Source organism: Pseudohongiella sp. (genome assembly GCF_040877505.1).
GTDB lineage: Bacteria > Pseudomonadota > Gammaproteobacteria > Pseudomonadales > Pseudohongiellaceae > Pseudohongiella.
The window spans coordinates 171,110-192,126 of sequence record NZ_JBBDNQ010000038.1 but is presented as its reverse complement, the minus strand read 5'-3'; the positions used below and the strand labels follow the sequence as shown (position 1 = coordinate 192,126).

2 protein-coding genes are annotated in these 21,017 nt (G+C 58.8%); both read right to left on the bottom strand.

The features are described from left to right. Window positions 1-11,115, bottom strand: an 11,115-nt coding sequence (locus tag WD071_RS14185; RefSeq protein WP_368049050.1) for an amino acid adenylation domain-containing protein, incomplete at its 3' end; no start/stop codon positions are given. Between the two features lie 2 nt (window positions 11,116-11,117). Next, window positions 11,118-21,017 (bottom strand): amino acid adenylation domain-containing protein, encoded by a 9,900-nt coding sequence (locus tag WD071_RS14180; protein WP_368049049.1) that lies wholly within the window; start codon window positions 21,015-21,017, stop codon window positions 11,118-11,120.

Here is a 21,017-nt window from a genome sequence, read left to right as displayed (position 1 = left end):
GTGTGAAAGCGCCAGTGCATCGTCAACGCCGTTCACCTGCCGCGCCGCATGCTCAATCTCCCCCGGCTCGATTCGGTAACCACGAATCTTGAGCTGGACATCCACACGTCCGACAAACTCCAGCATGCCATCGTCGCGCCAGCGCACCAGATCCCCGGAACGGTACCATCGACGTTGCGAACGATCAGACTCCGAATCCGAACCCGTGGCAAGCGTGGTGAATTTCTGTGCCGTGAGCCCGGCCGCACCATAATAACCCTGACTCAGAGTGTCCCCGCCAATGTACAACTCACCGATCGCGCCAACCGGCACGCGCGCGCCAGCAGCGTCCCGAACGGTGACCAGAACCCCGGGCAATGGTTTGCCAATGGGCACCCCGAATGGCCAATTGTCATGTGCGTTCACCTGATAGACTGAAGCGCACACAGACGTTTCCGTCGGCCCATAGGCATTCAGTACACGCAGGGACTGCGCGTAGTGCGCCATATCCTCGCCGATAGCTGCCTCGCCTGCCGTCACCAACACACGCAGTGCGCCCAGCGGCCGCTTGTCGAGTGCACGCAGGAACACCGGCGGCAACGTAATCACGGACACCGCGCTGTCGTTCAACCAGTTCATGAACGCATCGATGTCGCTGCGCACTGACTCCGGTGCTATTGCCAGCGATGCGCCTGTGCCCAAGGCAAGAAACACTTCAGAAAGCGACGCATCAAAGGACAGCGCTGCGAACTGCCCACATACATCATTGCTGTGCACGTCAAACGCGGGGATCTGTTGCCTGATCATGGCCGAAAATGCAGCGTGGGAAATCTGCACGCCCTTGGGCTTGCCGGTCGAGCCTGAGGTAAAAATCATGTATGCAATGGCACTGCTGTCGACACAACCATCACGGGAGCCCGCCTGCCCCGGATTGTCTGCTGCGTCCGTGTAATGAACGTGACGCAAGGCGTGGTGCCGCTGTTGTCGTTCGATAGCGAGTTCGGCAGCCAGTTCAGCCCCTTCATCGTCGGTGCTCAGCAACAGATCTACATCGCCTTCATCGATGATCAGCAGCAACCGTGTTAAGGGATTGCTGAGGTCCAGTGGTATGTAGATGGCACCGGCAGCCATCGTCCCCAACAGCGCAGCGATGCTGCGCACGCTACGTTTACCGATGACACCGACGTGAAGCTGTTTACGCAGGGCGGTCTCACCGGCCTTGACTGCAGGCTGCGTCGCGCGCACCAGGGTTGCGATGCGCTGCATTTCATCGGCCAGGTCGGCATAGGACCAGTCACTGTTGCCATCACTGATCCTGCCGCTGGCAGCAGCCGCAACCTGTGTGAACAGGTCCGGCAACAACGCCTGCTCACGGTCAGATGCCTCGCTGTCAACGCTTTTGCCTTCGAATGCTGCAACGCAGGCCGCGTCACTGTCGTGCAACCACGGAATGTTCACCAGCGTTTCGCTGTGACTGCCGGTCAGGGCCTTCAGGGTTTGCTGCAGGCTGCGCAGAATCAATTCGATATTGGCGCGGGAGTAAATGGCATTGTTATATTCAGCCAGCAATCTAAGTTGCCCGTCCGTCTCCGGAAACGCGCTGATGGTCAGATCGTACTGGCTGGTGGTGGACGCTACCGGATGCACCCTGGCTGTATGCGTCCCGAAGCGGAGATCTTCCACCTCGGTATTCTGTAACACCAGAAGCACATCAAACAGCGGCGACCTGCCGGGATCCCGGGCCAGATCCAGGTTTGCCACAATCGTATCGAATGGCACGCCCTGGTGCGACAGGCACTCATTCACCTCTGCTGCCACTGCCAACAGGAACTGGTCCACCCGTTCATCAAACGTCAGCGTGCTCCTGATCGGCAGAATATTAACAAAAAAGCCGATCACCGACTCCAGCTGCCAATGCTGCCTGCCAGCCACCGCCGTTCCGATGCAGAAGTCCTGCTGGCCGCTGAGCCGCGCCAGCACCAGCTGCAACGCCGCCAACAGACCGCTGAAGTCACTGATGCCGAGACCGGATAATTGACGTGAGAACCCGGTCCACACGGCAGATTCGATGTCGATGTAAACCGAGGCGCCGGCACTTTGCATCAGCGCCGGGCGCGGCGCGGCAGCCGGCAGTTGCAGTGCTTCAACCGGGCGGGCAAAGTGCTCGCGCCAGAACTGCATCGCACCAGCGCCAGTCTCTGACGCCAGCCAGTCGAGCTGCCAACTGGCAAAATCGCGGAACTGCAGGCTATCTGTTTGTGTTGCGTCGCTGATATCAGCCGGACGCTGCCCGTTACTGAACGCCTGGTAAAGCCGGGTAAGTTCTGCCGAAAATACCCCCATAGACCAGCCGTCACTGATGATGTGGTGCAGGGTGATAAACAGCACATTGTCACCGGACGCCAGTTCACCAGCTGCAATACGAACCAGCGGCGCCTGGCTCAGATCAAACGCCGGTCTGCTGTGCGCCTGCGCCATGGCAGTCAACGCGTCATCTTCCAGCACGTCATCAAACCAGTGCACGAGACTGGCTTGAGACGCCCGGCCCTGCTTCGCCTGCGCATCAGCAGGCAGCGCACCGGCCAGCGCCTCGACCGGCACCACAACCTGCCTGACTTTGCCCCGGGCGTCTTCACGGAAACAGGTGCGGAGCGACTCATGTCGCACAAACAAGGCCTGTATTGCATCGTCCAGCGCCCGGCGGTTGAGCTTGCCAGCCACAATCAAGGTGGCATGCATGTGCAACGGTGACGGTCCGGCAGCGCGGAGTTGCTCCAGCATCCACAGCCTGGACTGGCCGGGTGACACCGGGTAGCTGTCGGCTTCGGGCAGGGCCCGCAATACCGGTTCCGCCATCGGTCTGACATCGGCATTCAGTGCGTTGGCATCAATTCTCGCGGCCAGTGCAGCAAGCGTTGGATTGGTCTGCAGGTCGCGAAAATCAAGCGTCAAGCCATAACGTGCGGCGATGCGGGAGAACAGCATCATGGCCTTGAGACTGTGCCCGCCCAGATCATGGAAACTGTCTTCGCGCGAAATATCGGACTGCCCCAGCAGTTCGGTGAAGAATTCAGCCAGCACCCTCTCGGTTGACGTCTCCGGTGGTGTCTTCGTTGCGTGTTTGCGCGCCACGCTATCGGTCTGCTGAATAACGTTTTGCTGCTGCAATGCGTGCAGGATGCCAGCACCGGAGTTCAGCGTACTGGCAAGTAGCTGATAATAACAAGAGAGCTTGGCGGACCCTTGTCCGGTGTTCGCGGTGACACGCTGTACCCGATCGTCAGCGGACACCCCGTTGTCGCTGTCTGCAGCCACCGTTACATCTGCTGTGCCGCTTTCATCCTGCGCTGCAGTAGAGTCTTCCACGCCGGCCTGCCAATGCACCGCGTCTGACACAGACAGACGAAACTGACTGTCAGAACCCGTCTGTCGCACTTCCGTTGCCGCACTGGAGATACTTTGCAGAAACTGCAGCGCCGGTGCGTTTCGCGGCAGCTTGACAAAATCCACGCTCAACACACCAACGCCAATGGCTGCAGCTTCCTGTGCCAGCTGGCGCAGGATGCTGTGCTCGACACCACGCCCCAGCACTCGGCAGCTGAGCATAAAACCGGTTAGCGTCCAGACGTCAACGCCACGGTGAATAAAAACACTACCGGCCAGACCGTAGTCACCGTATTTGTCGGTTACACTGATGCAACGGATATCGCTATCCGGTTGCAGCAGCAGTGTGCCCAGTTCGGCCTCGGTGTAACGGATGCCAGTAGTATTGAACTGATTGGTACGCTGAGACAATTGTACCGTCCGTGGCAACTCGTCCGGCTTCATGGCGTGCATGTCGACCCGGATATCCAGCGACATCAGAAAGTCGGCATAGGTTTCCGTTGTCCTTCTTATGTTGGCGCGTTGCAGTTCTTCAGCATACATCTGGGCACGCACCGCATCTTCCTGCGTGGCCGCGCGGGCATCCAGCAGCCAGAGATGATTCAGAAACGCTTCGCGCTCGCGCGCGGGTGGCAACTGTATGGCCAGCACACCCGGGCAGGCCGCGAGTACCTGTTCACACTCCAGCGGACTGTCATCGATGAACACAAAACTGTCCAGGCCCAGAGACAGATCTTCAGCCAGCGCCAGTACGCTGTCCGACTTCGGTCGCCAGCTGGCACACACCCGCGTGAGGTGCTCCCAGCGCAAGGGCATTTCGCGCTGCTCGAACACAGCACGCACATCCTCTTCGTTGTTCTTGGTCGCCAGACAAATCAGCGCACCGGCGGCACGGGCAGTCAGCAGCTGTTGCTGAAGGCGAATATGCACCGCATCAAGACGGACGCCATCGGCACCCTCTTCACCGACAATACCGCCCCACAGGGTGTCGTCTGCATCAACAATGTAAACTTTGACGGGACGCCTGCGTTGCAGGTCACTCAGCCGCGTGAGTGTGTTTGCCACCGCAGCGAAGAACGCCTCGGTATAAGGAATGTCACCAAACACAAGTTCGGGCGGGTAGCAGGTCTGCTGCAGATCATAGCTGTCGGCGAGATTCTCCAGACTCACCACCTCAGCATTGTGACTGCCTGCCAGTGCCGCTGTCGCCGCTTCTGTGAACTCCCGGTACAGGGCCTGGTCGCTGTCTCGCTCCTCACAGCCGAACCATGGACACATGACCACGAGCAGTCGGCTGCCGGGACAGGCTTGCGAATAGGCGGCCAGCGCCGCAGCCAGCTCTGCCAGTTGACCGCTGGCAGCGGTCGCCACAACCTGACCGGCTTCGTCTGTCACAGGGCGCCAGAGAACAACATGCTGCTGCGGCCGCAGGCGCCTGAGTCGAGAGTCGGGATTAATCAACTCCTGCACGCTCTGGTCGTAGGGTAACAGCGTGACAGCGGCCGACCGGCCACTGATATGTTCATTATACTGCAGCAGGCCAACCAGGCTGTCCGCCGTGAAATTGGCAGACACCGTCCAACCGGCTGAATTATCCTGAGCCAGCGCCTTGAGCGACTGCTGGCCGTCCAGCAAGGCCGAGAGCATGGCGCACAGATCCGTGCCCATGGTCTCCAGCCGCTCCTGCAGATACACGCTGCCATCCGCGACAAAGCGGAAGCTGAGATCGTTTGCCAGCGGCGCCACAATCAAACCAAACTCGAAGTGCATCGGATCGAATATTTCCTGCGCCTGCCATTGCCAGCGCGCGGCGCCTGCATCAGGTGCAGGGTAGTTCTCAAATACCAGCGCGTGCGTCACCAGACCGGCGCGCGCGGGCGTCAGTGTCTGAATTTCCGCCAGCGTGAGATGGCCGAAGCTCATGCTGTCGGCAAACTGCTGCGCGGTTTCGCGTACCTGCTCAGCAAACGTTGCTGCATTTGTTGTCTGGATGCGCACAGGCAAAGTATTGATCAGCATACCTGCAATGGTGCCGACCCCGGCGAGCTCAATATCACGTCCGGATACGGTCGCACCAAATACCAGATCATCACTGCCGGTCAGTCGTCCCAGATAGACGCCCCACAATGTCTGTACAACGGCGTTAAGTGTCAGCCCGTGCTGTTCACACCAGCTCAACAGCCGGGCATGCAATGCTTGCCCGGCACGGGTTTCAACAAACAACGGAGTCGGTTCAGTCGCCGGCAGTCGCGGCAGGTGTGCAGGCACATCGCTGCGGCTTTGGTAGTCACCCAGCAACTGCTGCCAGTACTCCCGCGCGCGAGCCGGCGACTGTTGGCCGAGCCACTGGAAATACGTTCGCATGCCGCTGGCCGCGTTAACATCGCCGCCGCGGGCGTCAGCAAAATAAAGCGCTTCCAGCCGTTGTAACAATAACGCACTGGTCCAGCCATCAATGGCCATGTGGTGGAAATCAATGATCAGTTCAAAGCAGCTTTGGTCAAGACGCACCAGTGTCAGACTGAACAGGGGGTCATGTAACAGATCACGTGGCTTGCTGCGCAACGATGCACGCAAGCGGACAAGTGTTTCCTCGCGTTGATTGCTATCGACACCGGCGCCGACAACATCGTCGAGATATTGATAATAACCTGATCGTTCATAAAATACGATTTGCAGCAGCTCGCCATTCGCCTTCTGCGCAAACCCGGTTCTCAACGCCTGGGTTTCCGCAACCAATGCGCGCACCGCGGCGGCAAACCGCTGTTCATCAACCGGCTGCTGCAGACGCAGGGCAACCTGATCCTGATATGCTGTCGGGTGGGTCGCACAATGCAGCCACATGCCCTGTTGCATGCCGGTCAATGGCAATATTTCTTCGATGCCGGCCACAGGCAACTGCAGCGCGGCAAGCGTTTCATCAAGCTCGGCGAGCGAGGCAAACGCAACCAGACTGTCGGACAGTGATAACAGACATTGAGGTGCGTTACCGTCACCAGCAGCGCTGCTCGACAGATCCTGCAACCGGCTTGCCAGCGTGCCGAGCTCGGCCAGCCAGGCGGCGCTGAGCTCCGCAAGACCCAGTGACTGGCGCGGATTCTGCCCGCGCAGCGTGAGTTCCAACCGGCCATCGATGACGCGTGCCAACACGTCAAGCTTGAACGGTTCAACAACCGCGTCGCCGTGATCGTCGCCGGCCGGCTCATTTGTTGGCATCAGCCATTCGGCCTGATCGGCGACACTCTCGCCCAGATAGTTGAAACTGATCTGAGGACGCAGGGTCAGCGTCTGACGAATGTCATCACCCTTGTAGTAGCGCAGTGGCAGATAGGTGAAACCTTTGTTCGGCAGGCACCTGATACTGTCCTTCACGGTGCGATAAAGATCAATCTGTGGCAAGTCTTCGCCAGCGAAGACAAAGGGATACAGCGAGGTAAACCAGCCCAGCGTGGAACTGCAATCGCCGAGACCAGCAAATGTTTCGCGCCCGTGACCTTCCAGCGACAATACGCAGCCGACATGACCCAGCGAGGCCTGCCAGCTGCGAATGAACGCCGCCAGCACCATTTCCTGCGGTGTCATCCGCAGCAGCGCAGCACTGCGCCGCAGCAGGGTCCGGGTTTCGCGCTGCGGCAGCGTTTGCACCGCAGTGTCCCGTGGTGCCTTTTCATCAGCAAACAGATGCGATTGATCAGCAACAATTTGCTTGCCGCGAGCGACAACCTGCTGCCAATAATCAAGGTCACCATCCATGGCGCCATCTGCTACAGCCGCCTGTACTTGTGCGGACCAATTGATGATGCCCAGTGCCTCAGGGACAGGTTCGCGGATCGGGCTGCTTGCATCAACGGTTGCATCGACGGCTGCGTCGTCGGCCATGTCGGCAAGCTGCGCCGCCCGCTGGCGTTGATACAGGCGTGCAAGATTCTGGGCAAACAAACGCCCGGACACTTCATCTGCCGCAAGATGATGCACCACCACCGCGACGTAGCTGGTATCGACTTCTGCTGACACACCAACCGCCAGCAGTATGCCCGCTTGCAGGTCAATGGCCTGCTGCAGTTGCTGCCAGCACTGCTGCCGCGTTTGTCCTGCCCCGGCAGTTAGCAGCACGTAGTTGCCGGAAGCACGGATGCTTTGCTGGTGAGCCTCGGCATTGATGCTCAGGCGCAGCGCCGGGTGTAACGCCAGCAACTGGTCTAGCGCCGACCGCAGCGCACCGATGTCGATGGCTTCGGCGACCCTGAAGACGCTGGACAGGTTAAAATGGTCAGCCGGCGGGCCACATTGATCCAGCCACCAATGCTGCGTAGGGCTGAGCGGACCGGATTGCAGCGCCTCTTCACTCGCAGCAACAGGCGTCACGGCAGCAGTCGCGGCAAGACCGGCCAGCGTTTCGGAGGCAAAAATATCCTTCAGCGTGAAGTGATAACCACCGGCGCGGGCCTGCGACACCAATTGAATGGCCCGGATTGAATCGCCACCCAGCGAAAAGAAATTCGCCTCCCGGTCAATTGCCAATGCGGCACTTCCGCTTAGTCCCAACACGGCCGCGTAAAGCTGCGCCAGGTCCTGCTCCGCTTTTCCGTGCAGCTCGCCAATACGGGTATCACCGGCATCGGTGTCTTCCGGCAAGGGCAGCGCATTGGCGTCAACTTTACCACTGGCATTGAGCGGCAGCCGCTCAATGTGTACGATTTTCGCCGGCAGCATGTAATTCGGCACGCTGCCTTTTAAAGCCTCTCGCACCACAGCGACGGTGTGGTGGGTGGCACCCGGCCCCACCAGCCAGGCCACCAGTTCGCTGCTGCCCGCTGCGCCGCGCGCCTGGACAAAAGCATCGGAGACGCCAGGCAAGGTGCGCAAGTGGTGTTCAACCTCGCCGAGTTCAACACGGAAACCGCGAATCTTTATCTGCCTGTCGTTGCGCCCCAGAAATACCAGTTCACGGTTGTGGTTCCATTTAGCAATGTCGCCGGTCCGGTACAGTCTGCCGTTGCTGCCAGGCTGGAAAGAGTCAGGCTGGAAAGGGTCAGCAAGGAACGGATCAACCTGTACAGCAGCGGATGCGCCACCGCTGGCAGCTCCCTGCCAGGCCAGATAACCCCGTGCGATGCCATCGCCACCACAGACTATTTCTCCCGGCACACCGACGGGCACCGGACGCATATCAGGATCCAGCAGATAAATTCGACTGTTGGCAATCGGCCTGCCAATGGGGATCGTTGCCAGCGCCAGGTCATCCACAGTGATCCGATGCCAAGTGGAAAAAGTGGTATTTTCAGTTGGACCGTAGACGTGCAGGAGTTTTAAATCAGGTTGCTGCGCCAGTATTTTTCTGACGTGGTCAACGGATATCTTCTCGCCGCCAGTCAGCACAGTCTGCAAGCGATCAAACGCGCCCACACTGTTATCGACCAGCTGATTGAACAGACCGGTGGTCAAAAATGCGGTATCAATCCGGTAGTGATCCACCAGCGCGTCGAACTCATGCACTTCAAGCAGGGTCGTGCCGGCAGGTATGCAAACGCAGCCGCCGTTCAGCAGCGCGCCCCAGATTTCGAAGGTGGCTGCATCAAAAGCCAGCGATCCCGTCAACAGGACGCGTTCGTTTGCCTGCACCTGATGATAATCTGTGTTGCACACCAATCTGAGCACAGCGCGCTGTTCGATCACTGTGCCTTTGGGTTTACCGGTTGAGCCTGAGGTAAACATCAGATAGGCCGGCTGCGGGCCATCATCGACCCGGGTACCAAACGGCAGCACCTTGCCGGAGACTGGTGATGCGGTCTCCGGGCCCGCGTCCAGAGCAGCATCACCGGTGGCCAGCAACACATCAGTATCAAGCAATGCCGCATCCAGTGTCTGCAGTGCCGGCATGCGCTCTGCTTCCGCAAACAACAGCGGCACGCTGCCGGCGGCAAGCACCTCACCAACACGCGCCAGCGGTGTATTGGCGGCCAGCGGCACATACGTGCAACCGCTTTTCAGAATGGCGAGTATCACGATCAGCGCGCGCTCATCCTTCTCCAGCATCAGCGCAATGTGGCAACCCGGCTGATACGCCGGATGTTTCAGCAGGACTTGCGCCAGTTGTCCGGACCGGACATCCAGTTCGACATAACTCAGTTGCACATCGCCGGCGTGCACTGCGATCGCGTCGGGACTGCACTGCACGATTTTTTCGAATTCTTTGATCAGGGTTGAATGCTGTGGATACGGTCTTGACGTTGCGTTCACCTGGTCCAGCAACAGGCGCTGATCTGCTTCGCTCTGCAGCGCAAATTCAGCCATCGGGCGTGATGGCTGCTGCGGCAACGCTACCACCAGTAAGCGCCAGGCATCACATAAGCGTCGTGCTGTTGCATCCAGGATCACACTGGTGGCATACTCCAGATCAAGGCGCAGGCTGCCATCACTGTCTTTCTCGACGTGAAAGGTCAGATCCACCTTGCTGTAGGCCTGCGGAAGTCGCAGCGATCGCCCCCTATTATCATTACCGGCACCGTCGCTGAAGCTCAGCGCCAGCTCGTCTGCCGTCGTGAACCCGAGCATGACATCATACAATGGCGACCGGCTTGGGTCCTTGGCGAACCCAAGTTCCGTGACCAGCTCATCGAATGCCAGACCCTGGTGCTGAAAACCTTCGAGCACGCGACGACGTACCTGCGTCAGCAGCGCCGGGAACGTGTGTTTGCGATCCACGGTCTGACGCAGTGCAATAGTATTAACAAACGGGCCAACAACCTTGTCGAACTGTGCGCTTGGGCGACCGGCCACCGGCGTACCCAGGGTGACTTCGCCGACATTGGCAAAGCGTGCCAGCAGCAGTTGCGTCAGCGCCACCAGGCCCATGGTCAACGTCGCGTTGTGCGCATGACACAGGCTTTCGAATGCGGCAGCGTCGGGTGCAGCCAGTATCGTCGTGGCAGCGCTGCCGCGAAAATCCCTGCTCACCGGCCGTGGTTTATCCAACAGCGCATCAAGCGTTTCCGGCGCGCTGGCGAAGATATTTTTCCAGTATGTTATCGCTTTGCCGTTATCTGCCCGGGATTCATGATCGACAAAATCGCGGTACTGCGGCGCGGATGACACAGCACCGCCATTGGCAGACGCGGAGTCTGCAGTCGACACATCCGCCGCGTAGTGTTGCGCCAGTTCACGCACCATATGACTGATCGACAGACCGTCGCAGACGCTGTGATGGATGACCACAACAAGACCTGACTGCCCCGCCGCCGCTTCGCAATAAATGACTCGCAGTAACCAGTCATGTTGCAGATCAAACGCGCTGGCTGACGCCGCGCCGGCCAGCTGCTGAAGTTGTGGTTCAACAGCCTGCTCAGGGACCAGTGCATGCTGCTGCAGAGTCCATCCGTCAGCCTCGCGTGGCATCTGGAACAAGTCGTCGCCTTGCTGCACAAAAGCTGAACGCAGTACTTCGTGATTGCTCAACAATCTGCGCCAGGCACGTTGCAAGCGCTCCCGGTCAAGGTGTCTTTCAAAACAGAATGCGGAAGCTATGTTGTAGGCGGCACCGGCCTCATTGCCAAGCTGAGACAGCAGCCACAGGCGCCGCTGCGCCAGACTCAGCGGATAACGCGAGTTGGCAGTTGGTCGACTCTGGCGTTGCCCGTCTGACTGCGGATGTCCCTGCTGTTCCCGCCGCCGGGCAATCTGTTGCAACAGCGCCGTGCGCTGTTCAGGTGACAGCTGTTCCAGGCGCGTTTTGAGTGCGGCATTGTTGTCCACGTTTATCTGCCCTGCCTCTCGTCTGACACATCAGCAAGCAGCGCTTCGAGCGCATCCAGATCAAGATCATCGACGTTGATTTCCTCCAGCAGCTGATCAGTGGATGACGTCGCTGCTGCCGGGCTCTGGCCCTGGCCCTGGCTCTGGCAGAGCAGAGCCAGCTGGCGAGGTGTGGGGAATTCGAAAACGTCCGCCACACCAATGTTCAGACCAAAGCGCGTTTGTAAAACGTCGACCAGTGTCAATGCTTTCAGACTGTGGCCACCGACATCAAAAAAATTGGTCAGCGCACCGATCTGTTGATGCTCAAGCACTTGTTGCCAGGCGCTGATGATCATGGCCTCAATATCACTTGCCACATCCGGTTCAGATGTTGCCACCACACTGAAAGGATCCGGTAGCGCCGCGCGGTCGATCTTGCCGTTGGCAGTCAGCGGCAGTGCGTCCAGCCATAATGTGTAAGACGGAATCATGTAGTCTGGCAACCGGGTTGACAGCCATGGTCGCCACTGCGCCGGGGCTGCCGTTTCGTCACCGACCAGATAGGCAACAAGTTCAGTGCCGTGCGTATTCTCGGTCGGTATCACCAAGGCTTCGGCGACGCTCTGGTGCATCTCAAGACAACGCGCGATTTCCTCACATTCAACGCGGAAGCCGCGAACCTGCACCTGATGATCATTGCGACCCAGGTACACTAGGCCAAGTTCGGGACTGATATAACCCACGTCTCCCGACCAGTAGCAGCGCTCTTTTCCGGCCGCTGCCAGCGGGGCAAACTTGCTGGCGTTGAGTTCCGGGCGGTTCAAATAGCCCATGCCGACACCGCTGCCACCAACAACAATCTCACCGGCGATGCCCGGCGGTTGCAGCTGGCCACAACGATCCACAACCCAGAAGCGGGTTTCCGGCAGTGGTCGGCCGACCAGGTTCAGCCGCGAGCCGCTAACGATGTCCGCCTCGCTGAGTTCCCGATAGCTTACATGCACCGTGGTTTCCGTGATGCCGTACATATTTACCAGTTTGACGCGGCTGGTGGGGAATGCCTCAACCCATTTTTCCAGCCGGTTGCAGGCAAGCGAGTCACCCCCGAATACGACCAGGCGCAAAGCCTCAAGGTCGTTGGCAGGTTTCTTCAACACAGCTTTGCTGAACTGATAGAACGCGGCCGGCGTCTGATTCAATACGGTGACTTTGTGGCGCGCCACAAGCTCAACAAACGACTCGACATTGCGCACATCGGTCGCCGCAGGAATCACCAGCGCACCACCATTTACCAGGGCGCCGTACATTTCCCAGACCGAGAAATCGAAGCAGAACGAATGTGCCAGCACCCACACATCGTGGTGATCGAAGTCAAAGTCGAAATCCTCATTACGAAGCAGCCGGACAACGTTGCGATGTGATATTTCACAGCCTTTTGGCTGCCCCGTGGAACCCGAGGTATAAATCACGTACGCTGCGTCATCCTGTGTCACTGAGGGCAGCGTGACCGCCTCGTCGGTGGCAGATGCGATATTCGCGATATCGGCGCTGCCCACTGTAAACGACAGCGGTGACATATCGGCACTGGTCAGTACCAGCGCCGCACCGCTGTCTTCGACGATGAAGCGCAGGCGTTCTTCCGGGTAAACCGGATCCAGCGCAACATAGCTGCCACCGGCCGCCAATACTGCCAGCATGCCCACGATCATCTCGCGATTGCGCGGCAGCCATAACGCTACCCGACGACCGGGCGCGAATGCCTCATGGCGCAGCAGTCCGACAGCAACGTGCTGCACGCTGGCACTGAGCTCGGCATAACTGACACTGCCCAGCTCATCATGCAGCGCAACCCGGTCACCGTGTTCACTGGCAGCTTCCTGGTACAGATCAAACAGGGTCTTGTCAGGCGGATAGGCAGACTGACGTGCGTTCCACTGATCGGAGAGCCAGCTGCTTTCCGACACTGTTAACAGGTCCAGTTCAGTCAGCGCCTGATCCGGCGCCTGCACCAGCAACTGGGCAAGGTGAACAAAATGTTCGGCCAGATGTTCGATCTGTCGGGCAGGATAGGTCGCGCCATCAAACATGAACGTGGCTTCAAGGCCACCGTCTGACGGCACAATGACCAGATTCAACGGCAGGTCGGTGCGCTCAAAAGCCCGAATGTCCGAGATGCCGACATTAACATCGTTGTCAGACGCGCCACTGCCGCGCAATGCGGCGTCCATCGGATAGTTTTCCAGCACCACCAGATGATCAAACAGGGACTCGCGCGCGATCAAGTCCGGCGCCGCCGCCTGGATCTCGGCCAGACTCATGTATTCGTGGCTGCGACCGGCGTTGGCCTGCTGCTGAATCAGCACCAGCGCATCATCTGCGGTCATCCCGGTATCCAGTTGGAAGCGCACGGGTACGGTGTTGATAAACAGTCCAACGGCGCGATCAATACCGGCGATTTCCGCCGGTCTGCCCGACACCACCGTGCCGTAAACCACATCCGCGCTGTTGCTGAACCTGGCCAGCAGAACTGCCCAGGTGAGCCTGATCACACTGCTGATGGTGGCACTGTGGGACGCGCCCCAGCGCTGCATGCTCGCCGTCAATGCGGCAGACAGCGGCACCGTGTGATGTTGCAGCTGATAGCTGGTGTCGGCTTTGCTGTCACGCCCGGCATCCGGCTGCGGCCAAGGCAGCAATCGGGTCGGACGCTCAACACCCGCCAACAGGGTTGACCAGTACCCGGTAGCCGCGCTCCTGTCGCGACTGGCCAGCCAGCGGAAATAGTCCAGGTTCAGCCTGTCATACGCCACACCCTGAACAGCAATGTCAGTGGCAGCTGCATTCGCTGCTGCGTAACTGGACAGCAAACTGTCGAACAGGATGCCAACACACCAACCGTCCATGATCAGATGGTGGTGTGACCAGATGACATGCACGCGTCCATCCGCGGGGCGCGCCGAGTTTTGCTTGCTCTGGTTTTTTCGTTTGCGTGGCGGCTTTTGTTTTTGCAGCGTGAACAGCTGCACCCGCATCAGCGGTGGCTGCGTGATATCGAATTGCGTGGCCTGGTCTGCTGCCCGCGCCTCGTCAATCACGCGCTGCTGTTCCTGTGGCGGCAACATGCTCAGGTCGTGACACACCACCGGCAGCGTGACCTGGCTCCTGACCAATTGTGCAGTCCGGCCATTGCTGCCAACCAGGAAGGCAGCGCGCAACAGCGGAAATTCCGTGAGCAGGTCCTGGAAGGCAATCGCCAGCCTGTCAGCCTCCACGCCATGCAGGCTAAAGTCCACCTGTTCCAGGTAGGCCAGGTCATCGGGTTTGCTGCGGGCATGGTAAATCAATCCACGCTGCATCGCCGTCAACGGCAGCAGATTGTCGACATCAGCACGCGCGATGGCATTGGCGTGCAATAAACCCAGATAGTCTTCGAGATGCCAGTCAGCTTCAACAAAATCAACTGGTGCATGCGCCACCGGGGCTGTCAATTGGCGGCATGCGGCTACCAGGTCCAGTGCCTGCTGCCGGAATGTATCCAGAACACTGGCCAAGGCATCCTGCCCGACCAGCGCAGTATCCGCGGATACCGACACATGCAGGCCGGCATCATCTGCGAAACAGACAAACTCCAGCGGCGGCAGCAGACCCAACTCGCCCATGCAGTCGCCTGCCGGGCTCTCGTCAAGAATGGCAAATTGCTGGTCGGGATGATGTTTGAAACGTCCGAGATAATTAAACGCAAACTCCGGCGCAAACGCCGGCAGGGTTTCATGTTGCAAAACGTGCCGGAGCACACCATAACCAACGCCCTGTTCCGGCACACGCTGAGTCTGCTCGCGGATACGCTCAACCCTGGCTGCCCAGTCATTGCCTGTCTTTGTATCAGCCGTCACGATGCTCAGCGGATATGTTGACGTCATCCAGCCCAGCGTCGTGGAGAAATCCGCGTCGGCGTAGCGCTGTGCTCTGCCGTTGGACTCCATCAGCACAGTGACAACATCCAGATTGAAGACACTTGCGATGGCATCCGTAAACGCGGCGAGCAGCAGATCGCTGCCCCTGCTGCGAAAGTATTGGTGTCCGGACGCCAGCAGAACCTCGGCCACGTCAGCATCCAGGCACGCGTCCACCTGCACGCGTTGCTGCGACACCGGTTGCTGTGCAACCTGACCCGAATTGCCAACGCGCAGAACAGGTCTTGCGTCGGCCAACACTGACTGCCAGAACGGCGCCTCCAGTAACGCTTTGTGCTTTGCATCTTCGCCATGCAGAGCACTGGCGAACTGACACATGGTGGCGCCTTCCGGCAGTGTCCGCAACGCTCGCCCGTTCCCGACATCCTCCCAGAGCTGAGCCCACTGCGTCTGCAACAATTGCCAGGACACCGCATCAACCACAAAATGATGAAATACCACCAGTGCTCTGGATTCTGCATCGGTCCGCAGCAGCACAACCTTCAGCAAAGGACCGTTGTGCAGGCTGATACCAGCACGCGCCGACACAGCAACAGAATCAAGGTCTGATCCGGCATCAACTTCTGAGCAATCTACCAGGGCATCGTAAGCGGTAGCGGTTTTCTGACGTCCCTCACGGTCGGCAATCAACGCCAGGGTTTCCCGGAAGACGCCATGCTGGCGGGTCCAGTGACGACACAAGGTTTCAAGTTGCGTCAATGTTATCCCGGCGGGCAATCGTACCCAGGCCGCCTGCGTGAACGCATCGGCATCGCCCTGACAGGTATCGAAGAGCCACGCCTGCATTGGCGTTGGCAGTACCGTGGTGGCCGTCGGCAAAACAGATGCGCGCGCACTGCCTTTGATCTGGATTTTGCGCGCAAGATCGGACAGCACCGGGTTGCGGAACAGATCGTTAACATCCAGTAGATAACCCGCTTCGTGCAATCGCGAGGCCAGCACGATCGCCTGAATAGAGTCGCCGCCAGCGTTGAAGTAATTATCGCCAGCCATCAGATCCGCACGTCCCAGAATCTCCCGGCAAAGACTCAGCAATTGCTCCAGGCAGGCAGTTGTAGGCCCGGCTTGTGCAACGGTTGTTGCGACGCCCGATACGACGCGTGTGCGGGCGTCTTCCGGGGGCGAGTTCAACGCGTTGCGATCCAGCTTGCCGCTGGGCAATAGCGGCAGTTCGCTGACCACGTGCAACGTGCCGGGCACCATCCACACCGGCAACACCGACATCAGCGCGTCGCGCCAGCCCGTGGGTTCGGCGTCGGACACAATCCAGCCATGCAGACTGGCACTGTTGCCGGTGTTGACAATACTGGCCGCGACTTCACTCAGGCCAAGCTGGCTGCGCAGCGCCGCTTCAACGTCTTCCAGTTCAATGCGGTAACCGTTGACCTTGACCTGACCATCATCACGTCCTTTGAATTCCAGCGCGCCGTCTTCCAGCACACGAACAATGTCTCCCGTGTCGTAACACCGGATACCATCCAGTGCTGGCAGACAGCGAAATTTTTTGTTGGTATTTTCTTCATCACCGGCATAACCTTTGGCGAGACCGATGCCACTGACCCATAGTCGCCCCCAGACACCGGTTGGCGTCGGGCGCTCGTGTTCATCAAGTATATGCACCTGGATATTGGGCAGCGGCCGACCGATGGTAACCCGGTTCTGTTCCGGTACCAGCCGGGCTCCGCTGACCACAACACTGCACTCGGTAGGCCCGTACTCATTCCACAGCGCTACCCCTGATGCCTGCGCAAAATGCGACTGCAGCAAATCCATGGGCAGTTTTTCGCCCGCCAGCGTAATAAAACGCAGGGTTGCCATTGTCCCGGGAATACGGTCGAGGAGAACACGATACAGTGTCGGCGTCAGCAGAATCGAGGTGACCTTGTGTTTTTTAATGCTTTCCCCGATGCGCTCAACGGAACGCTTGGACGCCGTATCCAGCATCACCAGACGGCTGCCGCCAAGCAGCGTGCTGAGAATATCGATCACCGAGGCATCGAAACCCGAACTGGGCATTTGCAGCGTCGTATCTGCACGTCCCAGACCGTAGCTGGCAATCCGCCAGGCGACCGAATTGCCGATGCCGGCATGACATATTTCCACACCCTTGGGCACGCCGGTACTGCCGGACGTGAAGATCACATAGGCAACATCTTCCGGCTGCGGGGGTAGCAGTGTCTGATGCGGGGTCTGATGCTGGGTCTGATAAAGGGCTGCGGCGGTGACACTTGCCTGTATCGCGTCCATGGCAATGCACTCAACTGCCTCCGCCGCCCTGAGCTCAGCAACACCGTGATGCCCGACGCCGTGAATCAGATACTGCGCGCCACATTGCTGCTGCATCAGGGACAGCCGCGGCAATGGCGTGTCAGGTGTCACGGGTACATAGACTGCGCCCATGGAAAACAGGGACAGCATGACAATCACCAGATCGCTTGATGACTCCAGGCTCACCAGGACCCTGTCGCCCGCCCTGACGCCATAAAGGTTAAACAGCGTGAACGCGGTTTCCTGGATCTGCTGATCCATGTCGGCAAACGTCAGCCTGCGTTCGCCGTCTATCAGTGCCACATCCTGTGCACCAGCAACCACTTGCCTGTCCCACAACGTGCAAACCGTGTCTGTCTCTTCTGCTGCCGCGATGGCTGGCGCCGCTCCACCGGATTGCACCGGCGTCTGCGCGTCGGTCACACCAGGGGACGCGTTAGTCCAGTCTGCCACCGTGGTCACGTCGCCGGCAACCAGCCGCTTCAGCAGCGTCATGTATTCGTCCAGGCGCCGGCGCATGGTGATGTCACTGAACAGACTTTCCGCGTACGCGCAGTTGATCAGTATGCAACCTTCGGCCTCGATCAGATCAAAGCTGATATCGAACATGCCGGCACCTTCGTACTGGGTCAGGGTCTCGCCCTCAAAGGTGCCGGTTTTAATGACCCTTGAACCGGCATTCTCGTAAGAAAACATGACATCAAAAAGCGGATTGCGGTTCGCACGGTGACCAATATTCAACGCGGACAGCACCGAGCTGAACGGAAAATCGCCGTGCTCCTGAACCTCAAACAGGCGATCCCGGATTTGTTGCAAAAAGGTGGCAACGGAGCTCTGCGCATCCACGCTGGCCGGGAACGCCAGGGTGTTTACGAACATGCCCACTGCGTTGTCAGCGGCAGCATCAGGTCGCCCTGAACCGGGCAAACCCACAACAAAGTGCTGTTGCCTTGCGTAGCGCCAGGTCCAGGCCACAAACACACCAAACAGGGCACCGAAGGTGGAAATACGGGCACTCGTGCAGAAGCGATGCAATGCCGACGTGGCGTCCGCATCCAGCTTCAGCGCAAGACGTTTACCAGCAAAACTGGTGACTGGCGGCCTGTTAAAATCCGGCGACAGATCAAAGGTTTCCTGCGCGGTAACCAGCGGGGCAAGTGCCTCCTGCCAGTACCGTGCCGAGTTCTGTGCCCGCTCACTCGTTAAATAGAGCTCTATGGCATCGTGGACATGACGCGCCTGACTGCGTACCGGATCAAGCTTGGCGCCATCGTACAGGGCCAGAATTTCCTGCAACACCACGTTCATCGACAGACCATCGGCCACGATGTGATGGACATCCATCAACAGCAGCTGCGAACCGTCTTGCTGCGGGACCAGAGCAACACGCAGCAGGGGTGGCTCCAACAGATTAAAAGGCTGGATATAGTTATCCAGCAGCTCTTCCACGTTGTTGTTACCGGCCTCAATGTGATCCAGAAAAAAGCGCGGCTCTGCGACAATGCGTTGATAAAACTCACCGTCAACAACAACAAAGGCGGTACGCAACGATTCGTGACGAATGATGACCTGATGAATGCAATCTTCCAGGCGATCTGCATCTACTGCGCCATCAAGCCGCCAGGCGCCGGCCAGATGGTAGGGTTTCTCGGCACCTTCACGCTGGGTAATGGCGTAAAGTCGCTTTTGCACTGAGGACATCGGTACATACTGGCGCCGCAGCTTGTCGGCACGAAATCCGAAACCACCGGCACGCAGCGACTCCACGGCATGCACGATCGCGGCGAACAGGTGATCGGCATCATCTTGTGTGTGTTCGGTCGACAGGTTGGCGACATGCAATTCCCATGTATACACACCCTTTTCCAGCAACAGGTAAAAAAACAGCTCCTGTTCCAGCGCTGTGGCAAAACTTTCGAACTTGAACTGCGTACCAAAATAGGTCAGACGAAGTGGCACCGCATGACGCTCAAACCAGACATTGATGCGATCTGCCAGCTTGTGCATACGCATTCTGGCCGCATCGAACAGCTGCGGATTATCGTCAATATGATCAAGCACCGCCGCGGCCGCAGCCAGCGCTACCGGATGCTTGTTGTGGGTGCCGCCCGTTGAGATTGAGTCCGTCAACGGCGCACTGTCATCACCAAAATGCCATATGCCACCATCAATCCATTGCATCAGATCAGCATTACCGGCGATGACGCTGAGCGGATAACCGCCACCGATGATTTTGCCGTATGTCGACATGTCGGCCTTCACACCGAACCATTCCTGCATGCCACCGGCAGCCTGACGGAAACCGTTAACCATCTCGTCGAAAATCAGCGGAATGTTCAGTTCCGTGCATAGCGCGCGCAACTGACGCAGAAAACGCTGCGGCTGCAAAGCCGGGTTACGGCTCTGCACCGGCTCTACCAGCACGCCGGCGAGTTGATCAGCGAGCCCCCTGATTTTGTTCAGAGACTCGGGGGCGTCGTAGTCCAGCACAACCAGATCATCGACGATACTGGCAGGCAAACCCGGCGACATCGGCACGGCCCCGTTTTCCCCCTGGCCTGCCAGTACATCACTGCAGATGCCATGATAGGCACCGGCAAACATCACCACCTTGTTGCGACCACGTGCGGCTCGCACCAGGCGCATGGCGAGCATGACCGCATCCGACCCGGTCACAAAAAACGCAGCGCGCTGGTGCCCGGTGAGCTTGCATATTCTGCGTGCTACATCGGGCGCCAGCCGCGACTGCGGGCCCAGCGCCAGGTTTTCGTCAAGCTGGGCCCGAACCGCGTCGTCAACAAAGCGCGGCGAATGGCCGAAGTAATGCACCCCCATGCCCATGGCGATATCAACATACTCATTGCCATCAATATCGACAAAACGCGAACCTGAGGCGGTCTGGCAAACGATGGGGAAGCGCAACTCTTTCAGATCCTGCTTGAACTGCAACGAGTATTTCCAGTCAGCCAGATACGTCTTGCCCTCTTCCGCCATTTGTTTGCTGCGTGGGCACCGCGCTGACAGCCGCGCTGACAATTGTTCAATAAAACTGCGTTGCCGGGCGTCAAGTTTCTCTTTCTGTGTATCGATGCCGCTGAATTTTTGTCGCGTCGTGGCGGCATCACCGGAATTTTGCGGGACTGCTGCCGGTAGGCTCTGCGCCAGCGGCTTCGTTGTCTGTTTACCGGCGGCGCCGTCCAGATAACGTCGCATCAATGCCATGTGCGCGGACATCACCGTATTGACGTCGACAGCTGTTGTGAGGCCAGCGGAGGTGGGCGCCGCTGTCCGGAACTGCGATGGAAGAGCACTGCCTCCCGGAATGTCACCGACGTGCGGCACAGAGCCGGCCGCTTGCGGTTGCGGTTGAGATTGAGATTGATGGACGCTGACAGTCGGTCCATCTGACGCCACCACGGTACCGGTTTCCTGTGCGGTGCCGTTGGCCGCAAGAAAGTCAGCGAGTGTGCCCAGGCCGGAGAGTTCGTCGTAGAACCGTTTCATCGAAATATCGACGCGATACGTGCTCTCCAGCACCCGACCGATGCGCACGAACATCAGCGAATCCAGGCCCAGATCCAGCAGATCCGTGTCCCGGTTCAGGTCGCTGACGCTGACACCGCTGATCGATTCGATTATCGCAGCGATAGCGTCAAATGTTGAATGTTCGTTCGTCAT